Raw genomic sequence first — 15,599 nt, 5'->3', positions numbered from 1 at the left:
TGCCCGCGCGATCAGGGCGCGATGGGGCGATTCGTCCACTCGCGGTCGGGCCGGCGCGACGAGCGGAACCAACCGCCCGCCGCGCCGGTACCGCCGTCGGTCGGGATGGTGTGGCCGGTGACGAAGGCCGCCAAGTCGGAGGCCAGAAACAGGATGGCGTGGGCCTGATCCTCGGGCACGCCCATCCGGCCGACCGGCACCCACTGCGGCCACTGCGTCTGCTCGTCGGCCGACAGCCACTGCGAGTAGGGCACCTGGAGGGATTCGGTGACGTCGGGGGCGATCGCGTTGACCCGCACCCCATGCACGCCCACCTGCACCGCAAGGCTGCGGGTGAACTGGATGACGGCGGCCTTGAAAGCGGCATAGACCGGGTCCTCCGGGTAGCCGCGCAGGCCCTCGACGGAGGAAACGTTGACGATCGCGCCGGCCCGCCGGGCCACCATCGCCGGCAGGAACGCGTGGGTGACCAGGAAGACGTGGTGCAGGTTGATCCGGTACAGCTCGTCCCAGAACTGGGGGTCGGTGCCGACGAAATCTCCCGGATGGCGCAGCCAGTGGCCCACGTTGTTGACCAGAACGTCCACCCGGCCGTAGCGGTCCAACACCGATCGCGCCAGGTCGTCGACCGCATCCGCATCACGGACGTCGGTGACCACCGCCACGGCCGATCCACCCGAGGCCGCGATGTCATCGACGGTGCCCGCGGCAAGTCCGCCGTCGATATCGACGATGACCACGTGTGCGCCATGCTGAGCGAACACCTGCGCGGTGGCCGCGCCGATGCCGCCGCCACCGCCCGTCACCACCGCCACCCGGCCACCGAGCAGCGGCTCAGCGCGCGTTTCGTCGCTCATCGCTCATATCTTGGCCCACCAGGCGGAGATCGGCCGGAAATCGGCCAGGCCCAGAGGCGGCAAGCCGCCGGAAACGTTCCTTATACCCAGCCACCCGCGTCGATAAACCGTGATGTAGCCAACATTCGTGCGACCTTCACCCGCAGTTTTTCCGGGCCATGGAGGGGTACTCCCTGCCCACGTAGGAGGGATTGCATGGTTAGCACCGCCGATCCACGTCGCGTATTGCCAAGTCGCGCAATGAAGCGGCGAATCCACCATCGCCACAGTCCGCAAGCGGTCGCGGTCTCGTTGGCCAGCCGCCTGATCGTGAAAAACACCGTGCGCGCGTGGGCAATCACCCCGAACCTGCACTGGCCATTCGAATACGTCGACGGACTCGCGGGCTTGGCGCCGCGCCTGGGCATCGCGGCTGATATTGAACCGGTGCGGCTGGAAAACTGTGCCGCCGAGTGGGTTTGCGCCCCCGGCGCGTCGACGGATCGAGCCATCCTCTATCTGCATGGCGGTGCGTTCCTGACCTGCGGCCTCAACACGCATCGCTCCGTGGTGACGCGCCTTTCGAAAGCCGCGGACGCCGCCGTGCTCACGGTCGGATACCGAGAGCTGCCCACGCATCAGTTAACCGACGCGATCGACGATGGAATGAGCGGTCTTCGCTGGCTGCAGGATCGCGGCTTCGACGGTGACCAGGTAGTGGTAGCCGGCGATTCCGCCGGGGGATATCTCGCGTTCATGACCACGCTGCTGGCCATCAGCAATGAGCTGATGAGACCCGCGGGGATTGCGACGATCTCACCGTTCACCGACGCCGACCCGGCACGAAAGCTGAAGCACCGCAACGCGCGCAAATGCTCGATGTTCACCCGCGGGGCTTTATCGATGTTCGCCCAATACCTCAGCCAGGCGCAGCTCTTGGAGGGGCGCGGCGACTCCACCGTCGCCTCACCTGTCGAGGCCGATCTCTCGTCGTTGCCGCCGGTGACCATCCACGCCAGCTCGGATGAGTTGCTGCTTCCGGATGCCGAGTTCATGGCAAAGCGCCTGGAAGCCAGCGGAATCCCGTGCGATCTGCACCTATGGGACGGACAGATCCACGACTTCCCGCTGGCGGCGGACATCCTGCCCGAGGGCAGACGGGCCATTCGCTACATCGGGGATTTCATCAAGGACGTCACCGCAGCGCGCGAGTCGTGGCGCTATAGTTTGCACGCCACCGCGGCGGCGGGGTAGCAGAAGCCTCGGACGCGCCTGCGGCGCATGCTAATTCAGCGACGACGAGGCGCATCCACTTCTGAAGCCCTCGGATTCGGGCTCCATCAACATGATTTCACGCTGCCCCTGCCAGTCGGGCGGGGGCGTCTCGAGCGGCACCCCACTCTCTCGTCGCCGGGCGGAACGTCCGCTGTGGCGCGCTGCCGCTCCACGGCATCGGCGACGGGGTCGTCGTGAGAAAATTATCGTCGCTCTCTCGCATGAACGGTGGGTTATCCGCCGCCCACCCGTCGAACACGGGGGCCAATGCGTCGCGTCGTAGCTGGTGGCGAGGCCCCGGCGAATTCGGCGTCCTGATTCTTGCGGCTGCCGATACAGTTGGTCCTGATGAGCCGACCAGCCCCGCCCGTGTTGACCGTGCGGTACGAGGGATCCGAGCGCACGTTCGCCGCAGGCAACGATGTTGCGATCGGGCGTGACCTTCGGGCCGACGTACGCGTGGCACATCCCCTGATCTCCCGCACCCACCTCATCGTCCGATTCGACCAGGGCCGATGGATCGCCGTCGACAACGGCAGCATGAACGGGCTGTTCGTCAACCATCATCGCGTGCCCATGGTCGACATCCAGGACGGCACGCGCGTCAACATCGGCAATCCGGACGGTCCGGCGCTGACCTTCGAGGTCGGCCGCCACCAAGGCTCGGCCGGGCGGCCCCCGCTGACGACGTCGATACCGATCGTCAACCCAGCCAGCGCGGCGAACCCCCAGGTGTCGCAGACCCAGCCGCCCAGCGCGCCCTGGCCCGGCCAGCCCCAGCATTCGCCGTCGGCCGCTTTCCGGCAGCCCACGCATCAGCCCAGCGGACCGCAGCCCGTCCACCCGCCGAGCGGATCGATGCCGAGCCACCCGTCCGCTCCCCAGCCCCGATACCCGACCGGTGGCCAACCGGCGACCCCGCCGAGCGGACCGCAACACGCCCCGCACATTTACCGCTCGTCGCCGATGAATGTCCCCCCGGCCCAGCCGCAGCAGCCGGCCGGGCCGGAGACCGGGCGCGTCGGTGGTGATGCGGCGAACCTCGCGACATCGATGCTGAAGATCCTGCGGCCCGGCAAAGCCGGGCTGGAGTCCGCACCGGGCGCGATCAAAATCGGCCGGGCCAACGACAACGACATCGTCATTCCCGAAGTGCTGGCGTCCCGCCACCACGCCACCCTGGTCCCGACGCCGCACGGCACCGAGATCCACGACAACCGCAGCATCAACGGCACTTTCGTCAACGGCGCGCGGGTCGACACGGCGGTGCTCCACGACGGCGACGTCGTCACGATCGGCAACATCGACCTCGTCTTCGCCGGCGGCACGCTGGCCCGCCGCGACGAGAGCGCGACCGCCACCCCCACGGGCGGCCTGGACGTGCGCGGGGTGACCTGGACGATCGAGAACAACAAGACGCTGCTCGACGACATCTCGCTGGGCGCGCAGCCCGGAACGCTGACGGCCGTCATCGGCCCCTCGGGTGCGGGCAAGTCGACGTTCGCCCGGTTGGTCGCGGGATACACGCACCCGACCAGGGGCACGGTCGCGTTCGAGGGCCACAACGTGCACGCCGAGTACGCCTCGCTGCGCAGCAGAATCGGCATGGTCCCCCAGGACGACGTGGTGCACGGACAGCTGACGGTGCAGCAGGCGTTGATGTACGCCGCCGAGCTGCGGCTGCCCCCGGACACTACGAAGGACGACCGGGCTCAGGTGGTGGCCCGGGTCCTCGAGGAACTCGAGATGACCCAGCACCTGCACACCCGGGTCGACAAGCTCTCCGGTGGCCAGCGCAAGCGCGCCTCGGTCGCCCTGGAGCTGCTGACCGGGCCGTCGCTGCTGATCCTCGACGAGCCGACCTCGGGGCTGGACCCGGCGCTGGACCGCCAGGTGATGACCATGCTGCGGCAGCTGGCGGACGCCGGACGTGTGGTGCTCGTGGTCACCCACTCGCTGACGTACCTCGACGTCTGCGATCAGGTCCTACTGCTGGCGCCCGGCGGCAAGACCGCCTTCTGCGGGCCGCCCAGCCAGATCGGGCCGGCCATGGGCACGACGAACTGGGCCGACATCTTCAGCACGGTCGCGGGCGACCCTGACGGGTCCAAGGCGCGGTACCTGGCGCGCACGGGGCCGCAGCCGCCGCCGCCCCCCGCCCAGCAGCCCGCCGACCTGGGCGACCCGTCGCACACGAGCCTCTTCCGGCAGTTCTCCACGATCGCCAGGCGCCAGGTCCGGTTGATCTTCTCCGACCGCGGCTACTTCGTCTTCCTGGCGGTGCTGCCGTTCATCATGGGTTCGCTGTCCATGTCGGTGCCCGGCAACGTCGGATTCGGCATCCCCAATCCCATGGGCGCTGCACCCAACGAGCCCGGGCAGATCCTGGTGTTGCTCAACGTCGGCGCGGTGTTCATGGGGACCGCGCTGACCATCCGCGACCTGATCGGCGAACGCCCGATCTTCCTGCGCGAACAGGCGGTCGGCCTGTCGACCAGCGCGTACCTGATGGCGAAGGTCTGCGTCTACACGATTTTCGCGGTCATCCAATCGGCGATCGTGACCATCATCGTGCTGCTCGGCAAGGGCGGTCCGACCCAGGGTGCCGTGGCGCTCGGCCGGCCGGGTCTCGAACTGTTCGCCGACGTCGCGTTGACGTGCGTGGCCTCGGCGATGCTCGGGCTGGCACTGTCGGCCATCGCCAAGTCGAACGAACAGATCATGCCGCTCCTGGTGGTGGCGGTCATGTCGCAGCTGGTGTTCTCCGGCGGCATGATCCCGGTAACCGGGCGGCTCGGGCTGGACCAGATGTCCTGGGCGACCCCGGCGCGCTGGGGGTTCGCGGCGTCGGCCTCGACCGCCGACCTGACCAAATTGGTGCCCGGCCCGCTCAGCCCGAAGGACGCCCACTGGCATCACACGCCGGGCGCTTGGTGGTTCGACATCGCGATGCTGGTGGTTATCAGCGTGTTCTACCTGAGCTTCGTCCGCTGGAAGATCCGGCTCAAGGGCGGCTGAGGCGGCGCTCGGTCAGGCTCCCTTGCGGATTGCCTGCTCCGCGGCCGTCCGCATGCGGTCGGACAATTCCAGGAGTGCATGCTCGCCGACGCCCAGCGGCAGGGTGTACGCCAGTTGGCGCAATTCGACGGCATAGTTGCGCATGTCTTCGCGGAGGCGGGTCTCAACAGTGGGCATGACTTCTCCCTCAGGCTGCGGCTGGGCAGAGTGCCTGGTCAGCATCGACCGGCCGATGTAAAAAGCTTGGCAGCGATGCCGCGGATCTGCGAGAGCGCCGATACGAATTAACGGGAGTTTGACAGCGTATTTACAGTCGGGACGCGCAGACGATCTCCTCCGCGCGCCGAGGGCGACGTCACGACGAAATCCCTGGCGCGATCTCGCCTTGGCGTTACGCTGGCGCTGCTTGGTGGAAAGCCTTTCAGAAAGGCTGCAGAAAGGCAGTGGCGCCGGAATGGATTTCGAACTCGACGCCGGGCAGCGCGCCTGGCTGGCCGAGGTCCGCGAGTTCCTGCACGACAACGTCACCCCGGAGTTGCGAGCCGAGCTCGCCGAGCACGACCTGGAGTTCCCCGGCGGCGAGGTGGCGCGGTTTCGTCGCAAGATCGGGGGGAAGGGCTGGTTCGGGCTGAACTGGCCCCGCGAGTACGGCGGGCTGGGGCTGGGCGCCATCCACCTGCACCTGTTGATGAGCGAATTCGAGTACTGGGGCGTCCCCGGGCCCGACCTGACTGTCACCTCCGTCGCGCCGATGATCATGCGCCACGGCACCGAACGGAACAAAACCGAATGGCTGCCGCTCATCGCCAGGGGCGAAATGGTCTGTGCCGTCGGATATTCCGAGCCCGAGGCCGGAACCGACCTGGCCAATTTGCGCACCAGCGCCGTCCGCGACGGCGACGAATGGGTGATCAACGGCACCAAGATCTGGAACAGCGGCGCCCAGCGCGCCACCCACGAGTGGCTCTGCGTGCGTACCGATCCGAATGCCGGTCGCCATCGGGGCATCTCCGTCATCATCGTGCCGATCGACAGTCCCGGCGTGACGATCAGGCCGCTGTACGCGTGGTCGGGCTATCGCACCAACGAGGTGCACTTCCGTGACGTGCGGGTGCCGGTCACCAACCTGGTCGGCGAGGTCAACCGCGGCTGGACGTACATCACCGGCGCGCTCGACCTGGAACGCGGCGCGCTGACCAACGCGGGCGACCTGAATCGCGCCGTTGAGGAGCTGCGTGAGCTGGCGCGGGTGCCGCGCCGAGATGGGACGGTGCCCTCCGACAGCCCGTCGCTGCGGCGCCGGCTCGCGCAGACGGAAGCCGACGTGGCGGTGGCCACCCTGATGGGCTACGAGGCCGCGTCGATCCTCGACAGCGGCGTCATCCCTTCGGTGGAGGTCAGCGTCGAGAAGATCTTCACCAGTGAACTGCGCCAGCGCATCGCGGTGCTCGCGCTCGACCTGCTCGGCCCGGACGGTTTGTTGGCGCACCGCAGCCAAGAGGCGCCGCTGGGCGGCAAGTTCGAGCGGCTCTATCGGGCCGCGCCCTTGATGCGTTTCGGCGGCGGCACCAACGAGGTGCTCCGCGACATCGTCGCCCAGCGCGGGCACAAGATGCCCAGCTATGGGCGCTGACGGGAACGCACAGTAATCAGATGAAGGCGATACCCACCGCTGAGCAGCGCGAGTTCGCCTCGGCGTTGCGCGCCCTGCTGGCGGCCGAGAGCCCAGTGCCGTTGGTGCGCGCGCTGAACGAACCGGGCGCGGACCGTCGCACCCCGGCGCTGTGGAAGGCGCTGAACGACGCGGGCGTCCTCGGGCTGGCCATCGCCGAGGAATACGGCGGCTCCGGCGGCTCGCTCGACGATCTCGCCGTCTTCTACACCGAGGCCGGACGCGCGCTGTGCCCGACGACGATCCACAGCAGCATTCAAGCGGCGCTCGCGGTCGACCAGCTCGGCTCCCCGAATGCCAAGGGCACCTGGCTGCCGCCCCTGGCCCGCGGCACCGTTCGCGGCACCACGGCGCTGTGGAGCGCCCGCGACGCGGCCGTGGTGTCGGCTGCCCTCCGCGCCGACCCCGTGTCGGGGCAATGGCGGCTGAACGGCACCGCGGACTACGTCGCCGACGCCGACGTCGCCGACATCATCGTGATTTCGGCTGCGGCGCAAGAACATACGTTCGCTTTCATCGTCGACACCAACGCAACCGGGGTGGTCACGAAACCGCTCGCCATGGCCGGCGGGAACCGGGCGTTCACCGTGCGCTTCGACGACGTCATGGTCCCCGCCGACGCGCTGCTCGGCGACGTCTCCGCCGTGAAACTGCGGCGGTTGGCCAATGCGGCGGTGGCACTGGGATCGCTGGACCTGGTGGGAGTCGGGCAGGCGGTCATCGACCGCACCGTCGAATACACCACGCTGCGTCACCAGTTCGGCCGGCCCATCGCGTCGTTCCAGGCCGCCCAGCACCTGGTCGCGGACATGCACATCGCCGTGGCGGCGGCGCGGCTGGCCGCGCACGCGGCGGTCTTCTGGATCGCACGCGGTCGCACGGCGACCCGGGAGACCGCCATCGCGCGCATGCACGCGGCCGGCGCGGCCAGGCTGATCACATTGGACGCCCACCAATTGCACGGCGGCATGGGATATGTCACCGAAACCGACCTGCATCTGTGGACCGAGCGGGCACGGCGGGGCTCGACGTGGGGCGGCGGGGCGGACGTCGCCGCATCGTGGCTGGAGGAGACCTTGCACTCGGAGGAGCCTGGATGAGCTCGAATGAACACGACAGCTTGATCGATGCCGAATCCGCGTCGCGCGTCGGCACCGTCGCCGCCACGGCGACGGGCGAAATGAACCGGCGTGACTGGCAACGCTGGGCGGCGGCGATCGGTGACCACAATCCGTTATGGTTCGACCCGGACTACGCCAGGGCCAACGGCTTTCGTGACATCATCTGCCCTCCGCTGTTTCTGCAGTACGCGGTGCTCGGTGTTACGCACCTGGAGGCACTGCGGCCCGACGGTTCCTCCGGCGCGATCTCGGGCAGCCTCGCCTTTCCGCGCGCTCCCAAGCGGATGGCCGGCGGCGAGAGCTTCACCTTCCACCTGCCGGCCTATCACCGCGACGACATCGAAATGGTGCGCAGCATCGAATCGATCGTCGAAAAGCAGGGCCGCTCCGGCAGATTCGTGTTAGTCACCTGGCACACGGTATACCGCAACCAGCACCGAGAGCTGCTCGCCGAAGCATCGACTTCGATGATCGCCCGTCCCTAGGAGCGTCATGGCCGACCAAGTCTTTTATGAGGACGTCGAGGTGGGTGACGCGATGCCCGAACTCACCGCCACCGTCGACGAGACGCAGTTGTTCTTCTTCAGCGCCGCCACCTACAACGGCCACCGCATCCATTACGACAAGGACTGGGCGCGCACGGTCGAGGGCTACGACGACGTGCTGGTCCACGGCCCGCTGCAGGCCGCGCTGCTCGGCAGGGCCATCGGGGACTGGATCGGCGGGCATGGCCGGCTGGTGTCATTCTCCGTCCAGAACCGCGCGGTCGCCCACCCCGGCCAGCCACTGAGCTTCGGTGGCACGGTCACCGGCAAACGCCTCTCCGACCGGGGCGCCGGGCTGGTGGACCTCGACATCGCCGGCCGCCGCGAGGCGACGGTGCTGATGCCCGGCACGGCGACGGTCGAACTGCCCCGCCGCGGAACGCCTCGGGGAGCCGATCAGTGACCGGGCTGCGGGGCGAGGCCGCGATCGTCGGCATCGCCGAGCTGCCGGGGGAACGGCGTCCCACCAGCCCGCCGCTGTTCACCCTCGACCAGTACGCGATGCTCGCGCGGATGGTGATCGAGGACGCCGGCGTGGATGCCGCGTGCGTCAACGGCCTGCTGACCCACGGCATCGCCGAGTCGGCGATGTTCGCACCTGCCACCCTGTGCGAATACCTCGGCCTGTCACTCGATTTCGGTGAACGCGTCGACCTGGGCGGCGCAACGGCGGCGGGCATGATCTGGCGGGCCGCGGCCGCCGTGGAGCTTGGCATCTGCGACGCGGCCCTTGCCGTGGTTCCCGGATCGGCTTCCCAGCCGCAGTCCGAGAAGCGGCCACCGCCGGCCGGAAATTGGTATGGGGCGTCGTCGAACAACTATGGGTCGCCGCAAGCGGAATTCGAGATCCCGTACGGCAACGTCGGCCAGAACGCGCCCTACGCGCAGATCGCCCAGCGCTATGCGGCCGAGTTCGGCTACGACCCTGCGGCGGTGGCCAAGATCGCCGTCGACCAGCGCACCAACGCGTGCGCCCACCCGGGCGCGGTCTTCCACGGAAACCCGATCACTGTCGACGACGTTCTTGCCAGCCCGATGATCGCCGACCCCATCCACATGCTGGAGACCGTGATGCGGGTGCACGGGGGAGCGGGCGTGCTGATCGCCAACGCCGACATCGCCCGGCGCGGCCGCCACCGCCCGGCGTGGATCAAGGGCTTTGGCGAACACATCGCCTTCAAGACCCCGACCTACGCCGAGGACTTGCTGCGCACCCCGATCGCCCGCGCCGCCGACCGGGCGTTCGCGATGGCCGGCCTGACCCGGCCCGAGGTAGACATGGCGTCGATCTACGACTGCTACACCATCACCGTCCTGATGAGCCTCGAGGACGCCGGCTTCTGCGCGAAGGGCGAAGGGATGTCGTGGATCGCCGACCACGACCTGACCTACCGCGGCGACTTTCCACTCAACACCGCGGGCGGCCAACTGTCGTTTGGGCAGGCCGGCATGGCCGGCGGCATGCACCACGTCGTCGACGGTGCCCGGCAGGTGATGGGCCGGGCCGGCGATGCGCAGGTGCGCGACTGCCACACCGCTTTCGTCACCGGCAACGGCGGCATCATGAGCGAGCAGGTCGCCCTGCTGATGCGGGGGGACTAGCGATGAGCATCCCCGTTCCCGAGCCGACGCCGGTGTCGCGGCCCTTCTGGGACGCCCTGGCCCAGCACCGCATCCTGGTGCAGTACTCACCCTCGCTGGGGCGCTACGTGTTCTACCCGCGCACTCTTGCCCCGGGAACATTGGCCGATGATCTGGAATGGCGCGAAATCGACGGCGCGGGAACGCTGTACACGTTCACGATCGCCCGGAGGCCCACCGGTCCACCCTGGGCCGGTTCGCTACCGCAGCTGCCGGCCGTGGTTCAGTGGGACGCGGGACCGAAATTCAGCACCGAGCTGGTGGACGTCGACCCTGGCGAGGTCCATATCGGCATGCGGGTCGAGCCGGTGTTCTACGATCTGCCCGAAGACGGAATCACCCTATTGAAATACCGGCCGGCGTGACCGACTCAACGAGGAGTTCGGGAGGTGTACATGGACGATCCCTTTGACGGCGTCCAGGCGATGCTGCGCGATTTGGACGCGGGATTCCCGCGCGTCGAGACCATGACCGCCGCGCAGGCCCGAGCCGCCGTCGCCCAGCGGCGCCAGCCCGTCGACAACATCGACGACGTGCACCGCACCGAGGACCGCTCGATCCCGGGCCCCGCCGGCGCCATCCCCGCGCGGGTCTACTACCCGCACGGCGGGCCGCAGGAAGACCGCGCCGCGGTCGTGTTCTGCCATGGCGGCGGATTCGTGTTGTGCGACATCGAGTCCCACGATGGCTTCTGCCGCGCCCTGGCCCGCGGGACCCAGGCCGTCGTCGTGTCGGTCGGCTACCGCCTCGCGCCCGAACACCCGGCCCCCGCGGCCGCCATGGACGCCTTTGCGGCGTTCTGCTGGGTCGTCGACCACGCGTCCGAACTCGGCACCGACCCGACGCGGACCGCCATCGCCGGTGACAGCGCCGGCGGCAACCTCGCCGCGGTCACCGCCATCCTGTGCCGCGAACGTGCCGTCGCCGCGCCGGCCGCGCAGCTCCTGATCTATCCGGTCATCGATCCGTCTTTCGATACCGACAGCTATCAACGCTGCGCCACCGGCCACTTCCTCACCAGCGCCGCCATGCAGTGGTATTGGCGCCAATATCTGGGCGCCCAAACGCTTTTGGGCCAGGACCACCTGGTGGCACCGGCGCGCGCGGGGTCGCACGCCGACCTGCCGCCCGCGGTGATCGTCACCGCCGGCCTCGATCCGTTGCACAGCGAGGGTTGCGGCTATGCGCGCCGGTTGCGCGAGGCGGGGGTGCGCGTGGTGCACCGCGACTTTCCGGACCTGTTCCACGGCTTTCTGACCATTCCGTCGTTTCCACCGGCGGCCTCGGCGCGTGACCTGATCTGTTCCGACCTGCGGGAGCTACTCCAGCCCACCCTCTGCGAGTCGGCATGACGCAAGCCGACGTGATCGTGATCGGCGCGGGGTTCGCCGGGCTCTACGCCGTGCACCGGGCCGCGTCGGCGGGCCTGTCGGTGATCGGCCTCGAGGCGGCGCCCGACGTGGGTGGCACGTGGTATTGGAACCGGTACCCGGGCGCCCGGTGTGACGTAGAAAGTGTCGACTATTCCTACTCATTCGACGAGGAACTGCAGCAGAGCTGGACGTGGACCGAACGCTTCGCCGCCCAATCGGAGATCCTGGCCTACCTGCGCCACGTCGCCGACCGGTTCGATCTGCGCCGCCACTACCGTTTCGGCGTCGACGTCGTCGGCGCGGCCTTCGAGCATGGCCAATGGCGGGTCCGCGCCCGCGACGGTCAGGCCTACGCCGCGCAGTTCCTGATCTGCGCGACGGGCTGCCTGTCGGCGGTCAACCGCCCCGACATCCCCGGCGTCGACGATTTCGCGGGCGAGGTGTACTTCACCGCCGCGTGGCCACGCGAAGACCCCGACCTGCACGGTAAGCGGGTGGGCCTGATCGGCACGGGATCCTCTGGCATCCAAGCGGTTCCGATCGTCGCCGCGCAGGCGGATCGACTGGTGATATTCCAGCGGTCCGCGAACTACAGCATTCCGATGCCCAACCGCCCCTGGACGCCGGAGGAGCAGCAACAGATCCGGGAGCAGTATCCCGAGCGCCGCCGCGCCGCGGCCTACGCGGCTGCGGGCACCCCGCACGGCACGTACCACAAGAACGCGGTCGACACCGACCCACAGGAACGCGCCGAGGCACTGTGGCGCCGCTGGCGCGAGGGTGGGGTGCTGTTCGCAAAGACGTTTCCCGATCAGAACTCCGACCTCGCCGCCAACCACATCGCCCGGGAGTTCGCCGAGGAGCGGATCCGCGAAATCGTCGCGGATCCGGGCGTGGCCACCGACCTCATACCCGTCGACCACCCGATAGGGACGAAGCGGATCTGCACCGACGGCGGTTACTACGCCGCGTTCAACCGCGAAAACGTCGCGCTGGTGAACCTGCGCCGCGAGCCAATCGAGGCGATCACCGCCGACGGCGTGCGAACCAGCGCCGCGACCTATCCCTGCGATGTGCTGATCTTCGCCACCGGCTTCGACGCGCTGACCGGCGCGCTGACCCGCATCGACCCGGAGGGGCCCGGGGGAGTGCGACTGCGCGACTTGTGGGCCGACGGACCCCTGACGTTCCTCGGCCTGATGGTGCCGGGCCTGCCGAATCTGTTCACCATCAGCGGCCCCGGCAGCCCGTCGGTGCTCGCCAACATGGTGCTGCACGCCGAGGTGCAGGTCGACTGGGTCGTCGAGCTGGTGTTGACCGCCCGCCGCCTTGGGGTGACGGAGGTGGAGCCGCGCCGCGACGCCGCCGAGGCCTGGACCGACCACGTCGGGCAGGCGGCCGAGCGGACGCTCTTCCCGAAAGCGGCCTCGTCGTGGTACCTGGGCGCCAATATCGAAGGCAAGAAACGGATTTTCATGCCGTACGCCGGTGGGTTCGGCACGTATCGGCGCCACTGCGATGATGTGGCGCGTCGCCACTACGCCGGGCTGGTGCTGACCACCCGATGATCGAGACGGTCCAGCAGCTGCTGCGGCAACGTCGTGGCGACAACACCCCGGCCCTCTCCTCCGGCGAGCACACCTGGACGTGGCGCGAACACCTCGCCGAGGCCGAGGCGGAGGCCGCCGCGCTGATCGGGATTGCCGACCCGGCGCATCCGCTGCACGTCGGGGCCCTGCTGCCCAACTCCCCGGCGATGCTGCGCGCCATGGCCGCCGCCGCGCTGGGCGGCTACGTGCTGTGCGGGATCAACACCACGCGGCGCGGGGCCGGGCTGCTGGCCGACATCCGGCGGTCCGACTGCCAGCTGCTACTCGTCGACCCGGAACACCGCGAACTGTTGGATGGCTTGGACCTCAACGGGATTCAGGTGCTGGACGTGACGGATCGGCGCTACGCCGAACTGGTGGCCGCCGCGCCGCCCCTGGTTCCGCACCGCGAGGTCACCGGCGGGGACACGCTGATGATGATCTTCACCTCCGGGACCAGTGGTGACCCGAAGGTCGTCCGGCTCGCGCACGCGATGGCGGTCATGTGCGGTGCCAGCCTGATCTTCCAGTACGACGTCACCGCCGAGGACGTCTGCTACCTGTCGATGCCGCTCTTTCACTCCAACGGCATCGCCGCCGGATGGGCGGTCGCGATCGGTGCCGGCGCCACCATGGTCCCGGCCCGGTTCTCGCCGTCACGTTTCCTCGACGACGTGCGCCGTCACCGCGTGACGTACCTCAACTACGTCGGCAAGCCCCTCGCGTTGATCCTGTCCACCCCCGAGCGGCCGGACGACGCCGACAACACGCTGCGGGTGGCGTTCGGCAACGAGGCGACCGACCGCGACATCGCCGAATTTGCAAGGCGTTTCGGTTGCCGCGTGGTGGACAGCTTCGGTTCCAGCGAGTTCGCGGTGATCGTCGTCCGCGAGGACGGCACCCCGCCCGGATCGATCGGGAAACCATATGCGGGAGTCAGCATCTACAACCCGTTGACGCTCACCGAGTGCGCGGTCGCGGAATTCGACGAACACGGGGCGCTGACGAACTTCGACGACGCGGTCGGCGAGCTCGTCAACACCCAGGGCGCGGGCCCGTTCGTGGGCTACTACAACGACCCGGCCGCGACCGCGCAGCGGATGCGGCACGGCATGTACTGGTCGGGCGATCTGGCCTACCGCGACGCCGACGGCTGGATCTACCTGGCCGGCCGCACCGCGGATTGGATGCGGGTGGACGGCGAGAACCTGGCGGCGGGGCCGATCGAGCGGATTCTGGAACGCCTGCCGGAGGTGAGCCAGGTCGCGGTCTACGCGGTGCCCGACGAGCGGGTCGGCGACCAGGTGATGGCCGCGCTGGTGTTGCGAGACGGGGCGCGGTTGGGGCCAGAAGGCTTCGCGAGCTTCCTCGCCGCACAACCGGACCTGTCGCCCAAGGCCTGGCCGCGGTATGTGCGCATCAACGCCGAGCTGCCGACGACGGCGACCAACAAGATCCTCAAGCGCGCGCTGACGGCCGCGGGCGTCAGCGCCGAGGGCGGCGTGTTGTGGACGCGCCCGGCGCGCGGGACGGCCTACCGTCAGCTGACGGCTTCGTCGGCCTGAGCCGATTCGGGAACCTCCTGCGGCGCTTCCCCGAACCGCGCCAGCACGAGTGTCGCCGAGACCGCCACCACGAAGCCCGCGATGACCAGCCAGCCGAGCCCGTCACGCGCGCTGTCGCCCAGCCATACCGCGCCGACGAACGCGGGCGCGATGGTTTCACCGATGACCATCCCGGCGACGGCCGTGGTCACGGACCCACGGTGCAGGGCGGAGGTCAGCAGCAGGAAGCCGGCGGCCCCGCCCGCGGCCGCCGCGTACAGCGCCGGATTGGTGTAGAAGGCGCGTTTGGTCGGATCGATCACCTCGATCAGCCGCACGCCGACCTCGATTACCCCGAAACCGGTCCCGGCCGCCAGCCCCAGCGCCAGCGCGCGCGGCCGGTCCGGGAGTCGGCCCGTCACCGCACCGGCAATGAAGATCGCGGCCACCACGCCCAGCAGAGCCCACCCGAGACCGGCCGGGGCGTGCCGGAAGTGCCCGGGCCCGGCCGCGAGTGCGAGGACGACCAGACTCGCGCAGACCACGCCCACCGCGGTCCATTCGGAGGGAGACAATCGCGCCGACAGCAGCCAGGCGGATGCGATGCCGGTGACGGCGATCGAGGCGGCCAACGCCGCGGCGACCACATAGATCGGCACCAGGCGCAGCGCCGCCACTTGCAGGAGGAATCCGACGCCGTCCAGGCCGACGCCGACGAGGTACCGCCACTGCCGGGCGGCGCGCATCAACAGCACGGTATCGACGCCCGAGCCGCTGCCGGCTTCCACCGATCGCGTCGCCGCCGCCTGCAACACCGACGCGGTGCCGTAACAAACCGAGCAGCCCAACGCGAGAAGGAAGCCGATCAGCACACCTCGAACAATAGGCGTCAGCACCGAGCTGTGCGGGGCGGGCGGCCGGCTGAGAATTCTCTGAACAAATGTTTGGGCAGGGCGCAGTCCGGGCACGTCACACTTACGCATGG

The 15,599-nt window shown here is 68.9% G+C and carries 14 protein-coding genes; 11 read left to right on the top strand and 3 right to left on the bottom strand.

Going from position 1 to position 15,599, the window contains the following annotated elements; translation table 11 throughout:
- Positions 1-11 precede the first annotated feature (11 nt).
- The gene (locus tag A5781_RS17725) at positions 12-857 is read right to left on the bottom strand and encodes an SDR family NAD(P)-dependent oxidoreductase (RefSeq protein WP_067209064.1); all 846 of its coding nucleotides are present in this window, start codon (positions 855-857) and stop codon (positions 12-14) included.
- Positions 858-1,052: 195 nt separating this feature from the next.
- On the opposite strand from A5781_RS17725, the gene A5781_RS17720 reads away from it, so the two are divergent.
- Both A5781_RS17720 and A5781_RS17715 read left to right on the top strand, forming a co-directional pair.
- The gene (locus tag A5781_RS17720) at positions 1,053-2,090 is read left to right on the top strand and encodes an alpha/beta hydrolase (protein ID WP_067209061.1); all 1,038 of its coding nucleotides are present in this window, start codon (positions 1,053-1,055) and stop codon (positions 2,088-2,090) included.
- A gap of 369 nt (positions 2,091-2,459) precedes the next feature.
- Positions 2,460-5,129 (top strand): FHA domain-containing protein, encoded by a 2,670-nt coding sequence (locus tag A5781_RS17715; RefSeq protein ID WP_082939414.1) that lies wholly within the window; start codon positions 2,460-2,462, stop codon positions 5,127-5,129.
- Positions 5,130-5,141: 12 nt separating this feature from the next.
- Here the strand turns inward: A5781_RS17715 and A5781_RS25925 are convergent, their stop codons facing one another.
- Positions 5,142-5,306 carry a hypothetical protein gene (locus tag A5781_RS25925; protein WP_197503889.1) on the bottom strand — a complete coding sequence of 55 codons (165 nt, stop codon included), beginning with the start codon at positions 5,304-5,306 and terminating at the stop codon, positions 5,142-5,144.
- A gap of 277 nt (positions 5,307-5,583) precedes the next feature.
- Between A5781_RS25925 and A5781_RS17705 the strand changes: the two genes are divergently transcribed.
- Genes A5781_RS17705 through fadD1 form a run of 9 tightly spaced genes read left to right on the top strand, consistent with a single transcriptional unit; the run spans position 5,584 to position 14,635 of the window.
- The gene (locus A5781_RS17705) at positions 5,584-6,762 is read left to right on the top strand and encodes an acyl-CoA dehydrogenase family protein (RefSeq protein ID WP_067209056.1); all 1,179 of its coding nucleotides are present in this window, start codon (positions 5,584-5,586) and stop codon (positions 6,760-6,762) included.
- A 20-nt stretch (positions 6,763-6,782) separates the two neighbouring features.
- The gene (locus tag A5781_RS17700) at positions 6,783-7,901 is read left to right on the top strand and encodes an acyl-CoA dehydrogenase family protein (RefSeq protein WP_067209052.1); all 1,119 of its coding nucleotides are present in this window, start codon (positions 6,783-6,785) and stop codon (positions 7,899-7,901) included.
- Positions 7,898-8,407 (top strand): MaoC family dehydratase N-terminal domain-containing protein, encoded by a 510-nt coding sequence (locus A5781_RS17695; RefSeq protein WP_067209048.1) that lies wholly within the window; start codon positions 7,898-7,900, stop codon positions 8,405-8,407. The genes A5781_RS17700 and A5781_RS17695 overlap by 4 nt, the downstream gene beginning before the upstream one ends.
- A gap of 7 nt (positions 8,408-8,414) precedes the next feature.
- Positions 8,415-8,870 (top strand): MaoC/PaaZ C-terminal domain-containing protein, encoded by a 456-nt coding sequence (locus A5781_RS17690; RefSeq protein ID WP_067209043.1) that lies wholly within the window; start codon positions 8,415-8,417, stop codon positions 8,868-8,870.
- A complete protein-coding gene (locus tag A5781_RS17685; protein ID WP_067209039.1) occupies positions 8,867-10,069 on the top strand; it encodes a thiolase family protein in 1,203 nt (400 codons plus the stop codon). Before A5781_RS17690 ends, A5781_RS17685 begins: the two co-directional genes overlap by 4 nt.
- A 2-nt stretch (positions 10,070-10,071) precedes the next feature.
- Complete coding sequence (locus A5781_RS17680; RefSeq protein ID WP_067209034.1) at positions 10,072-10,473, top strand: Zn-ribbon domain-containing OB-fold protein; 402 nt, start codon at positions 10,072-10,074, stop codon at positions 10,471-10,473.
- Positions 10,474-10,503: 30 nt separating this feature from the next.
- Positions 10,504-11,460, top strand: coding sequence for an alpha/beta hydrolase (locus tag A5781_RS17675; RefSeq protein WP_067209030.1), 957 nt, complete (start codon positions 10,504-10,506; stop codon positions 11,458-11,460).
- Entirely contained in the window at positions 11,457-13,049 is a 1,593-nt protein-coding gene (locus tag A5781_RS17670) for an NAD(P)/FAD-dependent oxidoreductase (RefSeq protein WP_067209026.1), read from the top strand. Before A5781_RS17675 ends, A5781_RS17670 begins: the two co-directional genes overlap by 4 nt.
- Entirely contained in the window at positions 13,046-14,635 is a 1,590-nt protein-coding gene (gene fadD1 / locus A5781_RS17665; RefSeq protein ID WP_067209022.1) for a fatty-acid--CoA ligase FadD1, read from the top strand. Before A5781_RS17670 ends, fadD1 begins: the two co-directional genes overlap by 4 nt.
- On the opposite strand, the gene A5781_RS17660 is transcribed toward fadD1, so the two are convergent.
- Entirely contained in the window at positions 14,611-15,486 is an 876-nt protein-coding gene (locus A5781_RS17660; RefSeq protein WP_231987325.1) for a DMT family transporter, read from the bottom strand. The genes fadD1 and A5781_RS17660 overlap by 25 nt on opposite strands.
- Positions 15,487-15,599: the final 113 nt, after the last annotated feature.

The organism is Mycobacterium sp. 852002-30065_SCH5024008 (assembly GCF_001665645.1).
Taxonomy (GTDB): Bacteria; Actinomycetota; Actinomycetes; order Mycobacteriales; family Mycobacteriaceae; genus Mycobacterium; species Mycobacterium paraffinicum.
Note: the sequence above shows the minus strand (reverse complement) of the source record. Positions and strands in the feature narration are given on the sequence as shown.